This window comes from Microcoleus sp. AR_TQ3_B6 (assembly GCF_036702785.1).
Classification (GTDB): domain Bacteria; phylum Cyanobacteriota; class Cyanobacteriia; order Cyanobacteriales; family Microcoleaceae; genus Microcoleus.
Window position 1 is genome coordinate 178,312 of record NZ_JAUBVJ010000001.1, and the last position, 12,181, is coordinate 190,492.

Here is a 12,181-nt window from a genome sequence, read left to right on the forward strand (position 1 = left end):
AATAATCTCGTAAACCCGCCCCCACCCAACGACTAATTGTCACTCTCTCCCCGTGTCCGGGAAGGGGTTCTTTGAAAATTACCCGATTAGGAAGTGTCCGCTTGCTGGGACTCCAGCAGGTCGGGGTTAAATATCACCGCAAAGTTCCGGCCAAGAAGCAAGCGACGGAGAATCTCTACATGACCGTCCGCATCCGATCGAGTGCGGCACTGGCCAACTGTCAACCGCTGCATTTTGGGCAGCAAACGAACCAGCACCCAAGGGTAAAGTCGTTCTTGGTAAGGCATAATTAACTTGTTTGCTTCCTATGGGAGCCATACCCAGTGCTAATAGGTTGGTAGCCGGGACGCACTGGCTTTCTGACGAATGTGATGTTCTCCTCTCATAATACGAATTGTGGTTAAGTCAACTTAACCATAGGAATTCTCAAATTGGATAGTTAATGAGTAGTGTGGCCCAAAAACTCAAACAGCGACGCCAATCGCTTTCTTTGACGCAGCAGCAAGTTGCGGATGAATTGGGCGTGACTGTAACCACTGTGAAAAATTGCGAAGCGGGTAGACATATTCCAAAACTCTATCTCGAACAGACGAAAGTATTGTGCGACCTCCTGAAGCTGTCCTTAGACGATTTGGTAGATTAAATATTTTTAATTTTGGTAACTAATAGCAACATGATAAGAGGCGCTATTTCCGATGATATTCCTACTAATTTACATAAAAACCAGTAAGGTTAGTATACTGGGAAGATTCGCTGCATTGCCACCAAAGGGTCTGAGCTACCATAAAATTACCTAAATCTACCGTTAGACATCACCAAAGAAACTGAATTAAAACTGATAGTAAGTAAAGAGTATATTGTCTATGCTATCTCTGAATGGCAAGGCATTGGTAACAAGTTAAGCTAAGAAAGCATTTGTCAATCAGCAATTATGCTCAACATTTACTCGGATTTTAGGCATAAAACTGAGATTTGGGCGATCGAGGAATCATGCCGAGGGTGGTATTTATACTTACTCCACTCAAGTCGTGAATTTTCCAGTCCTAAAAAAGCAGTTTTTTTGAGTAATATTACTGATTGACAAATGCAATTAATTCTTAACTGGTCACCAATGATGGCAAAAGAATTTATATTACTATATCTGCGACGAGCGGTATACTTATTAGCCCCTACACAATCGGGCCCCGTTATTTGAGATAGTGGATGCCAGATATTCTCGGTACTGGCAAGTGCAATTAGCAACTAAAGGTTTGTTAGAGATTGCTTTCGGGCATTGGTTCTCCATCCCTTATTTTTACGAAAAACTAACTGACTCAGAAGCAGAAGCTGTTTTGATTTTTGCTAAAATAAAAAAACTGATGGACGCTGAAGCGGCAAGTCCTAAACCCCAACCTTTCTCAGTTGGTGAGTTGCTAGCGATGCCTCCATTGCAGCCGGATTAAGTAGCAAAAGTCCCTGGTTGAAATCATGTCAAACCACCAAAATGAACCTAGAGAATACGATGCCGTCCTCGGCGGCCAAAATTTAATTCCTGTGAATGGTGCGATACTCGGAGGCATCTCCGGCCTTAAAAGCCGCTTAGCTTCGCCCGCTGTCGGAGTTAGAATCACCGCGCTCTCCGAAGCGCTGAAATATGGAGAAGCCGGGTTAGATTTGATAATTCAAGCATTGCATGATGAGTCAATGCAGGTTGAATTTGCTGCCTATTACCTGCTGAAAGATAGAAATGAGGAGAAGATTCAACAACATTTACAGAACTATCCTCCTATATTTGAATTTGATGTCATTACCGTAGATAATACGGGAAAAGAAAACAGTCGCCGTAAGTCCTTTGCTCGCTTTTTCCCGGAATACTTAGGTAACGGAATTGTACTGGAAATGGTTGACCTTCCTGGCGGCACATTTATGATGGGTTCCGCCAAAAACGAAGAAGGTAGACTTGATAGCCAAAGTCCCCAGCATCAAGTAACAGTACGGGGTTTTTTTGCAGGGAAATACCCCATCACCCAAGCACAGTGGCAAGCCGTGATGGGAAACAACCCATCGGGTTTCCCAGGTAAAAAACGTCCAGTAGAAAATGTATCCTGGGATGATGCCATCGAATTCTGCGGCAAACTCTCGCTACAAACCGGGAAAAAATATCGCCTCCTGAGTGAAGCAGAATGGGAATACGCCTGTCGTGCCCGAACAACAACCCCATTTCATTTTGGGGAAACCATAACCCCGCATTTAGTCAACTATAACCAATATGGACCGCCCTACGCAAAAGCCCCCACAGGACTTTTGCGCCGAGAAACAACCGATGTCGGGAGTTTTCCCCCCAATGCCTTTGGACTGTACGATATGCACGGCAATGTTGCGGAGTGGTGCAGTGATACGTGGCACGAAGACTATAACGGTGCACCAACTGACGGAAGTTCCTGGGAAACTGGCACTTTAAGGAATACTCGAGTGCTGCGTGGCGGTTCCTTCTTGTGCCGTGCGGTCGCTTGCTGCAGCGCCTATCGTGTCAGGGAATTGGTGGACTGTGGCTTCACTATCATGGGTTTTCGCGTAGCTGTGGTTTTCGCGTAGTCTCCGTAGCTAGTTGACTTACTTATAAAAAATACCCTGAAAACCCTGTGACTAAAGTCCAGGGATGAAAGGGCATGGCAGGATTTATCCTGCCTATCAGATATACCAATTGCAAAAATGTCTGGCACGTGTGCTATCGTGCAAAGAGTCGAAAGTTGCGAATTTTGAGAAATCAAGTATCTAGCTTAACAGCAGTACGGATGCTCTAAATAATTAATCACCACCAATACTAAGGTTCTGAACCGATTAAATCGTCAGTAAAAGACGTTAAAACCTACCCCCGGACTGGAGGAAAGTCACGACCGAGGAGCTAGTTGCAAGACGCTTGATAGCAGACCGCCATTTTTGGCAAAAGGATTGCGCCCGGAAAGCCTGGCAATAGGGATATTAAGGCCCGAAGGTCTTAAGAATCCCCGTCGCGATCGCGCCGGGAGTGTCAATTGAAAATATCTTTGGGCTTCTGCAATAGCAAAGTTGCGGTCAAATAAACTGCGGCGTACAGGCCTAAAATTCCCCAATTCAGAGCAAAGTTTTGTTAAGTCGGTTGGTAGACTGCACTCTTATCGAATAAGTGCGGTAAGATTGTGCGATCGGGCAATCTTACCGCACTTTGCTCAACCGTTTATGTAATAATCCCGCGTTCCCTTCGCATTCATCGCTTCTCCGAGTCGATTTAACCCGTACACATAAGCAGCAGTTCTCATGGAAACTGACAATTCCTGAGATTTTCTCCAAATTGCTTCAGTTTCTTCGACCATTTTATGCTTCAACCGCTGATTGACTTCATCCAGGGTCCAATAAAGCCCGCTGCGATTTTGTACCCACTCAAAATAACTAACCGTTACGCCTCCGGCATTGACTAAAATATCAGGGATTACTTGAATTCCCCTCGCTTCTAAAATCAAATCAGCAGCCGAATCAATCGGGCCGTTAGCTACTTCAAAAATAAACTTAGCCTTAACATCATTAACATTGGCTTCCGTTATTTGATTTTCCAAAGCTGCTGGAATGAGCACATCTACATCTAATGCTAAAAGTTGCTCATTTGTCAAGTTTTCGTGTTCTATAATATTGCAAACAGAACCTTCACAGTAAAGAGCTTTGATACCTTTGTTTGAGTTTTTAAAGCCTCGAATACTCGGGATATCCAGCCCTTGTTTAGCATAAATTCCCCCTTGGGAATCGCTGACAGCAACAACTTTGTAACCTGCTTTCCAGAGCAGTTCTGCTATTTCTGCACCGGCATTACCAAAACCTTGTACGGCTACAGTTGTATCTTGAGGATTTAGCTCAAATTTGGGTAAAATAGTTTGTACTACAAAAAAAGCACCCATTGCTGTGGCCGTATCTCTGCCCAAACTGCCGCCAATTGTCACGGGTTTACCAGTCACCACCGCTGGAGAAAGCTGCCGCTTAATAATATTGTATTGATCCATCATCCAACCCATAATCATGGGATTGGTGTAGACATCCGGGGCGGGAATATCGACATCCGGGCCGATGAAATCTGCGATCGCATCGACATAGCCCCGGCTCAACCGTTCCAATTCCAGTTTGGACAATTCCTTGGGATTGAGAGTGATTCCGCCCTTGGCTCCTCCAAAGGGCAAGTTCAAAACTGCACATTTAAACGTCATCCAAAATGCTAAGGATTGCACTTCATCAAGGGATACTTCCGGATGATAGCGCACTCCTCCTTTAGACGGGCCTCTGGTATTGTCGTAGCGCACCCGATAACCTTGAAAAATTCGCAGAGAACCGTCGTCCATCCGCACGGGAATCGATACAATTAAACTGGATTTGGGGTATTTCAGCCGTTCAATCGTATCCTCGGAAAGCGACACATATTTTAAGGCTCGTTCTAATCGGCGACTGGCATCGGCAAATAATGAATCAGACATAATAAGATGAAGGAAGAGGTTCGAGGTAAGAAGGAAGACAGGAGAATAATTTTGACACGGGTACCCGGATTAATTATTGAGTGTCCGTCAATCGATTTTAGATTTTAGATTTTAGATTTTAGATTGACCCCACGGATAAATGCTCTTTCTTGAGGATTTTCGAAAATCGATTTGGGATTGATTCCACGGATAAATCACGTGGCGGGTACCACCTTTGAAATTCAAGGTCCGATTTGGAAGTCCGAGGGAAAGAGAAGAAGGAAGAATAGCTGACCTCTTAAATTTAAGTATCTCGGCTGACCTACTGGTTTTCCTATACATTTTAATTTAATCACAATCCAGGTTGAATCCTGTCAACACTCAACAATCAACTGTCCACAAACTATTTTGTGTCGATCGACTTGTCGAGCAGTGCCAAGCAGCGATTAAGCAGATACACTTACAATAGAGGGTGATATTTAAGCTCAACCCCCAATTTGAGTTCGTGAGTTCAAATCAGTGCCAGCCATCAGGGGAATTAAATTCTGAAATAGATCGAGGCTTTAGCTGACCTTATCCACTCAATTATTATTATGGTTGGACTCCTAGCCGCGCTCTCTGCGTCTGCGGCAGGGGGTATGAGAATTGCCCTGCCCCTGCTGTTAATTGGTTTGCTGCGGATTGACAAACTTTGGTCGGAAATACCTTTATTGTCTGGGGTTCACCCCCAAGTGGCGATCGCCATCTTGGTGAGTTGGTCGCTGTTAGAGTTATTTGCTTCTAAAACCTTTGTGGGACAGCGGGTGCTGCAAATTGTGCAAATTATTTTCAGTCCCATTGTAGGAGCAATTATGGGAATTGCGATCGCTCAGGTAAGTTCGATCGAGGAAATTATTGCTCACCCTTGGATGCTGTGGATTATTGGTGTTGTCGGAGGTTTGTTGGCTTTAGTGCTGCAACTGGTACAAGCAGGATGGCTTTACCGGCTGCGGGGTTTGCCGATTTGGGTGATTTTCCTCCAAGATGTTCTGTGCATTTCCTTGGTGTTGTTTGCCTTTGACGCCCCGCGGCAGGGAGGGTTAGTTGCTATGATGCTGCTGTGGCTGGCAATTCGCAGTTCTAAAGAGTGGTATCGCTGGTACAGGAGTCAGGGAATACCGGCCGATAGGGGAAATCCCCGCCGCCGCAAGCGCGATCCTGATTAATTAGTGATTAGTTATTGGTGATTAGCCATATCGTTTACGGTTGTTTCGGAATAATGATTTAACCGCAGAGACCGCAGAGGGCGCTGAGTCTCCAGAAGAGAGAGATGAATAATTCCGATACCAACGGATTTGATATCATTAGTCATTTGTAAGTACAGTCAACTGTCAACTGTCAACTGTCAACTGTCAACTTAAAGCAATCCGATCGAGTGTAGCGGGCCCTGACCCGTAATTAACTCCAGCAATAGTGCCACAAAACCAATCATCGCCACACGACCGTTCCAAACTTCCGCCCCGGTGGTCAAACCCCACTCCCACTGCTCTTGAGGGTACATCTTAACTTTCTTGGAAGGGCGTATAACATCAGAGAATTTAACGTTGGGAGATTCTATCGACTCGATGACTAAATCGGCCAAGGCTTCAATAAACACCGGATGAGTATTCAGGGCGGGCACTCGGTAGAAATTCTCAATCCCCGATTCTTCTGCTAATTCTCGATACTCCATGTCAATTTCTTGTAGAGTCTCGATGTGTTCGGAAACGAAACTAATGGGAACTACCAACAAATCTTGGACTCCATTTTCTGCCAATTCGGTTATGGCGTCTTCGGTGTAAGGCTTGAGCCATTCCACCGGGCCAACCCGACTTTGATAAGCTAGAGTGTATTCGTTCGATCGATCCAAATGTTCCATAATCAGACGAGTGCAATCTTCTATCTCGCGCTGATAGGGGTCTCCCGCCTCTTCTACATAGCTCAGGGGGACGCCGTGCGCGCTAAAAAAGATGTGAACTCGATCGGGATTCGGATTGTGGTCTAGTTCTTGGGCTATCAGTTCCGACATTGCCTGAATGTAGCCTGGCCGCTTATACCAAGAAGGAATCGCGGTATATTCGATCTCCGTCAGGGCTGGATCTTTGCCCCAGATTTCTTCTAGCTGCCGGAAGCTAGAACCGCTGGTGCTGATGGAAAATTGAGGATACAGCGGCAAGATTGTCAAATGTTCTATGCGATCGCGCTTTATTTTGGCTATCGCCTCTTCTGTAAAAGGATGCCAGTAGCGCATCCCCACGTATACTCGAGCATCTTGTCCCTTAGACTGCAAGACGGATTGCAGCGAAGCCGCTTGTTCCTCGGTAATCCGCCGCAAAGGAGATCCGCCCCCGATGTGGCGGTAGTTTTCCTGAGATTTCTGAAAACGCAGGGTCGAAATCAACCAGGCGAGCGGTTTTTGCATCCACGGAAACGGAATCCGAATGATTTCCGGGTCAGAAAACAAGTTGAACAGGAAAGGACGGACATCCTCGATTTTATCTGGCCCGCCCAAGTTTAATAGCAATACTCCCACACGACCCATAGCGGTTACAGCTCTCCCATCGTCTCAGTTCTGTTACTTATCTTGATCATTTGACACTCCCGCCCCTAAAGGCGTGGGGATTTTTTATTCAGCGACTGACCTTTAAGCGCTATGTCCTTGCGGCAATTCTTAAACCTTTCAACCGTAGCAAATACCACCAATTGACGAGTTCAACTCACAGCAACCCTCTTGGGGTCTGTCTCCCAAAGCCTACTAGGATCTAGCCTAGAGTTCGGGTATGGTCTACCCTACTTAACAAATGAACCAAATATTTGTTTTCTGGTAAAGAGAATACGTTGATTCTCTAGCTGTTTTAAGAGTTTTCGCTGCTCTGTGTCCAACAGTTTGTGCCTAAAAGTGTGTCTTAACTGTTTCACTTGAGACAAAGGAGTTTAACCTTGACTATCGTAGTATACCACAAGTGCCACCAATTCCCTGATTTTTGGGAAGGGATTTAAGAAATTAAAGCCGTGCTAGAAGGACGGGGTTTTAAACCCTATTTCCCGATAATATCTTAAGTCGATAGCAAGGTATAGATAATTTTGACTGTGGCAACACTTTTTAGAGATTTAAGTTATCGGTATAGCGTGTCTCCTTGATGCGGTCGCGGCTCTGGCCCGCGACTGAGCCTAGGTTCCGAGGCTCGTTTGGGCTAGCGACGCTTGGAAAATTTGACCGTCAGCGCGGAAAATAAAGTTTGAGATTTTTGCGGCAGCAGCCGTCAAACTACGCAATTTCTGGTGCAATATTCCCCGGATGTCACAGGACTTGACGCTTCGCCATTATTTCTGCAACGGGCAAGGAAAAATGTACTATCAGCCAATTATGTAGAAGCTTTTGCTGAGTCAATGCCTTTTCCCGACTGTCTGTTTGACAGGAGTGCACAGCTCTGTTGCGATGCACTTCATGCGATCGGCGCAATTGCCACAATTTTTTCAGGAAGTATACCGCATCATCAAGCCCGGTTGTCTATTCATTTTGGTAGATTTTCATCTCACAAATCCGGTTTTGTGGGCTCTGTTGGCTGTATTTTTGTGGTTGTTTGAGACTGAAACTGACTTGGGGAGTTTGTTAGCCGAGGTGGGATGGCGATCGGACAATTCCGAAGAAGCTCAGCAACCAAAAATTTATGCTGGCGGCAACATCCAACTAATCCAAGTTCAAAAGTCATATCAAATCCGGTAACATCGTCGGGACAATCACCTATGGGGCCACCGGAATTGCTCTAATTTATCTGCGTTAATCTGTGTTAATCTGCCTGTATCTGCGGTTAAAAAAAGATAATTTCTGCAACCGCAGATGACAATGGATAGACGCAGATAAACGCAGATAAAGAGAATAGATAAAAGCATCTGCGTTTATCTGCGTTTATCTGCGGTTTCCCTATCACTACCAAAAATCTGCCCTAAGCCTACTAATGACTAATGAGTAATAACTAATAACTAAACAAACTTTTTCGCTTCAGCCAAAGCCGCCTCAAACTTGAGCAATACATCCTTTTCTGTGTGAATAACTTTCTCTTGTTCCAGCAGCGGGCGGCCAAAGCGAAAAATGCCGTCCTGTTCTACGTGGTCTACATAAGGCAGGGTTTCTGGATGCGGCAAAAATTTTCTGCCAATGGTGTACGGCGTGTGGAAAGAAAAACTATAATCGGGAAACTTGTCGCTCTTGATTTCCAGGTAGTAAAGCGAGTAATAATCTTTGGTTTCGGAGTACACGCATTCGCGGCACTTATTTACCAATTTGCGGTTCTGATAGAAAAAATCCCACTTATCCCAATAGTAGCCATCTTTCATCATTTCCTGGTGGTCGTCGCACAGTTCGAGATATAATTTGTCAGCATCTCCGGGACGGTAGAAGTAAAGCATGGCGTAGGGCATTTCAATCAGTAACTTGACAGCTTGATTTTTTCGCTGATACCATTCCTGCTGGTGAGTTTCGTAGACTTCCTTAGATTTAATTGCTTTAAAGCTGTTGAGCTGATTTTCTTTGGCCCACCGCGACGCCCAAACTGTCCAGTAAGCTAGCTGGAAGGTTGCTGAAATTTCCGCCGAACCTTGTTCTTTCCAGTCGGCAATGATTTTTTCCCACTCGGAACTAAAAGCTACTCGGGATTGTTCGTTTTCTGCGGGGTTTTCTGTATTGATTGGGGAGGCTGTTGGGCGATTATTTTGAATTAGCCCTTTGGGTTCTTGACGCCAATTATTAATATCGGTTGGCGTTAGACTTAAGATGAATCTTCGGTCGTGAACGGGATATTCTAAATGGATTCCTGATTTGCGGAAAGAGCGGTATTCTAGAATAGGGAGTTTGCCTTGTTCAATCCACTGCTGGCGTTCGGCTGGCGAACACTTGAGCATTGTTTCTACTTCTACTGGATTGACGGCTAATTCACTTTTGAATGTCTCCCAAAATCTTTCTTGTTCCGCTGGATTTATTTCCAGCACGGATACAATTCGGTTGATGAGGTGATCGGTTTTGTCTTGGCAATTTTCGGGAAGTCCTAAAAAGTCGAGGAGTTTGGTCTTGAGTATGCGTCTGGCAGAGATTAGCTCGGCTAACATGAGAAGCTCCAGTAGAGTCATGACTTGCGCCCTTGAATTGGCAAGATTTTTGCAAGTCTTATCTATCTTAATAGATTCTCCTGGGTTGTCGGCAATTGAAAGGTCCGCGCGAGCCAAGCTATCCCGAACGCGCGGGCTTTTGGTTCGGGTGGGGAATCGCGGAACCTCGCCCCTATCCCTAAGCCAAAATACTCAAAACAAGGGCAAAAGACCGATTCCCTACGGGATAGCTACGCTTCACGACCTTTTGCCGTTTTTGGCTAAAATCGATAATTGCGATCGCGCACCCACAAACTCACAGGCACAGCATGGCCTGTTTTGTCAACCTTTACTTCTACCAAAAAAGATTGTCGCTGGCTGCTTTGAGCTTCGCTAATCTCCTGATTGAGTTTTTCCCTTTCATCCTCTGGCATATAATAAGTTTCTAAGCCGTATTCCATCAGGAAACCGTTATATTTGCCCTTAATTGCGATTTGGTTGGCGGGCAAATTGCCGGGATTTTCTCGACTGAGGCGGACGGGTTTCCAAGCTTGCGGGCGGCCGGGATTTGTCGCGGCTTTTGGGGCTTCTAAAATTACATAAAAACTGGTTTGTGGCTTGACATTGTATGTATTTTGTGGACAAGCAGCCCCGGACGGACAAGATGTGTTTTCGGCAGGTAAATCTTTCCAGCCGGGGAGCTTTTGGAGATTTGTGCGATCGGAAATATCATAGCTCAAAACTTGGTAATATCCGCGCAAAAAGTCGTAAGGGTCTACTGGTGCTGTTTGCAGGATAACTGTTTTGCCAGTAATAAAAGTGTAAACTGCGGTCGCGGGTACGGTGGCAATTAGTCCGATTTGCAGCAGCAATGGAACCCACAGCCGCCACGCGGGAAGGCGTTTTGCTTCCGGGGGAAGCTGAAACACATTTGTTGTATCTGGATTTTTAACTAATAAGTCAATGTTGTTTTTGTTCATGTTAGGTATGGGTTATATTGTTTGCGGTTGTTTCGGAATGATTAAACCACAGAGACCGCAGAGGGCGCTGAGTCAATCGATTTTAGATTTTAGATTTTAGATTTTAGATTGACCCAACGGATAAATGCGGGGGCTTGAGAATTTTCGATTTTCGATTTGGGGTTGATTCCACGGATAAATCCGGGGGCTTGTACCATCAAGAAATTCTTGGTCAGAGAAGAGAGAGATGAATAATTTCTATTCATCGGGGATTTTTGCGAAGTGGCGCTCGAACCACAAACCCGCAGCAATAACACCGATTCCGCACAAAACAAATACAAAAGATTTGAGCAACAATCCTGTGTTGTATTCAAACACTCGGCTGATAATTTGCAGGGTGATTAATACCATGCCTCCCCAAAAACTCTTGCGGTTTCCTACAGCTAAACCTTCTCGGATTAAGCCGACTGCGAGCAGAAATGATAAAACGTTAAACAGAAAAGTCGCTAATTCTGGAATCCGAATAAAATTCAAGTGGTAAAGCGGTATTAAAGCGGTGATGAGTATCAAAAGTGCGATCGCACCTGTGGTCAAATCCACTCGTTTTTGTGTGGGACGGCGGAGTTCCAAACGTCCCAAGCGCAGCCATTCAAACGCCGTGAAACCGCCGACAACAGCCACATTTGCCAGCAAAACCAAATCCGGCTGAATCTGCGCAGGATTCGGCGAAGCTGGCCAAAACCAGTGGAAAGAAAGAACATAAAACACACCGGCGAGAAACACGAGTGCGAAACTGCGGGCGGTAGGTTGAAACAGCCTGCTGTGCACCTTCGGCCACATTGCATCGTCGTATCCCCACAGCAAAGCGGGCGGTAGGGCACAAAAAATTGCTGCACCCCAGGTTGGATTTAACCCTCGGACGATAGAAACTTGTAGGGAGAAAATTAGGACGATCGCACTTATGGCAAAAATAGCACGCGACCGACACCAATAAGCCAGGGGCACAAACATTATACTGGCTGCGATCGGCATTTGCCGCACCAAAACATCCAGCCAAGAAAACTCGACTTTGGAAGACCAATCTAACACGGCCAGCCCATAGCCCAAACCGACTAAAAGTGCGGACAAAACGCCCAAGGAAGTCAACCGCAAACTGTAAGCCATTCCGAGCACGCCGATTCCCCAAGTGAGGTAAAGTCCGTAGGAAGAACCGCCAATGTGGAACATTTGCGCCATCAATGCCATATTTGCGCCTAAAATCAGAGCTCCTAACAGCAACAATCCTTCACCTAGGAGTTTATTTCGCCCTTTTGTTGCGGGTATATTTGGATGGGAGTTTTGGCTTCGGGATGGGGGAATTCGCCACAGATAGAAACCCGCTGCATTGACTGCTACGAAAAGAGTTAGCAGCATTGCGACTCTCACTTCTCGCGACCAAACTTGCCAGTTTGCGGCTACAAAGGTGATGACTCCTATACCGAGGAGAATGCCGCCGAGACTCATCAGAATGCTGAGGAATCGGTTGCGGGAGGCGGTTTCGAGTGTGTTGAATTGGTAGCGTTCCGAAAGTTGTTGGTAGAATGAAGTGTCGATGAGTCCTTCTGCTTGCCAGAGTTTGGCTTGTTCGCGCAACTCGCGCCGAAATTTATCTGAAATCATTGTTTA

Annotated in this window: 11 protein-coding genes and 1 pseudogene; 6 read left to right on the forward strand and 6 right to left on the reverse strand. The window is 45.7% G+C overall.

Going from position 1 to position 12,181, the window contains the following annotated elements; translation table 11 throughout:
• Positions 1-86: 86 nt before the first annotated feature.
• Positions 87-287: a hypothetical protein gene (locus QUB56_RS00810; RefSeq protein WP_332952319.1), complete on the reverse strand. Its 201-nt coding sequence runs from the start codon at positions 285-287 to the stop codon at positions 87-89.
• A gap of 155 nt (positions 288-442) precedes the next feature.
• Here QUB56_RS00810 and QUB56_RS00815 point away from each other — a divergent pair, with 155 nt between their 5' ends.
• From QUB56_RS00815 to QUB56_RS00825, 3 genes are all read left to right on the forward strand, one after another.
• The gene (locus QUB56_RS00815; protein ID WP_332952320.1) at positions 443-643 is read left to right on the forward strand and encodes a helix-turn-helix transcriptional regulator; all 201 of its coding nucleotides are present in this window, start codon (positions 443-445) and stop codon (positions 641-643) included.
• A gap of 556 nt (positions 644-1,199) precedes the next feature.
• A complete protein-coding gene (locus tag QUB56_RS00820) occupies positions 1,200-1,442 on the forward strand; it encodes a hypothetical protein (RefSeq protein WP_332952322.1) in 243 nt (80 codons plus the stop codon).
• 25 nt (positions 1,443-1,467) lie between these two features.
• Complete coding sequence (locus QUB56_RS00825; protein ID WP_332952324.1) at positions 1,468-2,574, forward strand: formylglycine-generating enzyme family protein; 1,107 nt, start codon at positions 1,468-1,470, stop codon at positions 2,572-2,574.
• Positions 2,575-3,188: 614 nt separating this feature from the next.
• Here QUB56_RS00825 and QUB56_RS00830 read toward each other — a convergent pair.
• Positions 3,189-4,475: a Glu/Leu/Phe/Val dehydrogenase gene (locus tag QUB56_RS00830; RefSeq protein WP_332952326.1), complete on the reverse strand. Its 1,287-nt coding sequence runs from the start codon at positions 4,473-4,475 to the stop codon at positions 3,189-3,191.
• Positions 4,476-5,047: 572 nt separating this feature from the next.
• Here QUB56_RS00830 and QUB56_RS00835 point away from each other — a divergent pair.
• On the forward strand, positions 5,048-5,659 hold the full coding sequence (locus tag QUB56_RS00835; protein WP_332952329.1) for a DUF4126 domain-containing protein: 612 nt from the start codon (positions 5,048-5,050) through the stop codon (positions 5,657-5,659).
• Between the two features lie 191 nt (positions 5,660-5,850).
• On the opposite strand, the gene hemH is transcribed toward QUB56_RS00835, so the two are convergent.
• Positions 5,851-7,014 carry a ferrochelatase gene (gene hemH, locus QUB56_RS00840; RefSeq protein ID WP_332952331.1) on the reverse strand — a complete coding sequence of 388 codons (1,164 nt, stop codon included), beginning with the start codon at positions 7,012-7,014 and terminating at the stop codon, positions 5,851-5,853.
• Positions 7,015-7,754: 740 nt separating this feature from the next.
• Between hemH and QUB56_RS00845 the strand changes: the two are divergent.
• A pseudogene (locus QUB56_RS00845) lies at positions 7,755-7,862 on the forward strand (SAM-dependent methyltransferase); the annotation flags it as partial.
• A gap of 31 nt (positions 7,863-7,893) precedes the next feature.
• Positions 7,894-8,199, forward strand: coding sequence for a class I SAM-dependent methyltransferase (locus tag QUB56_RS00850; RefSeq protein ID WP_332952447.1), 306 nt, complete (start codon positions 7,894-7,896; stop codon positions 8,197-8,199).
• Between the two features lie 257 nt (positions 8,200-8,456).
• Here QUB56_RS00850 and QUB56_RS00855 read toward each other — a convergent pair whose 3' ends face one another.
• The 3 genes from QUB56_RS00855 to QUB56_RS00865 all read right to left on the reverse strand — a co-directional run bounded on the left by QUB56_RS00855 (position 8,457) and on the right by QUB56_RS00865 (position 12,175).
• Positions 8,457-9,599: a hypothetical protein gene (locus QUB56_RS00855; RefSeq protein WP_332952334.1), complete on the reverse strand. Its 1,143-nt coding sequence runs from the start codon at positions 9,597-9,599 to the stop codon at positions 8,457-8,459.
• A gap of 239 nt (positions 9,600-9,838) precedes the next feature.
• Positions 9,839-10,537, reverse strand: coding sequence for a GDYXXLXY domain-containing protein (locus QUB56_RS00860; RefSeq protein WP_332952335.1), 699 nt, complete (start codon positions 10,535-10,537; stop codon positions 9,839-9,841).
• A 237-nt stretch (positions 10,538-10,774) separates the two neighbouring features.
• Entirely contained in the window at positions 10,775-12,175 is a 1,401-nt protein-coding gene (locus QUB56_RS00865; protein ID WP_332952336.1) for a DUF2157 domain-containing protein, read from the reverse strand.
• Positions 12,176-12,181 lie beyond the last annotated feature (6 nt).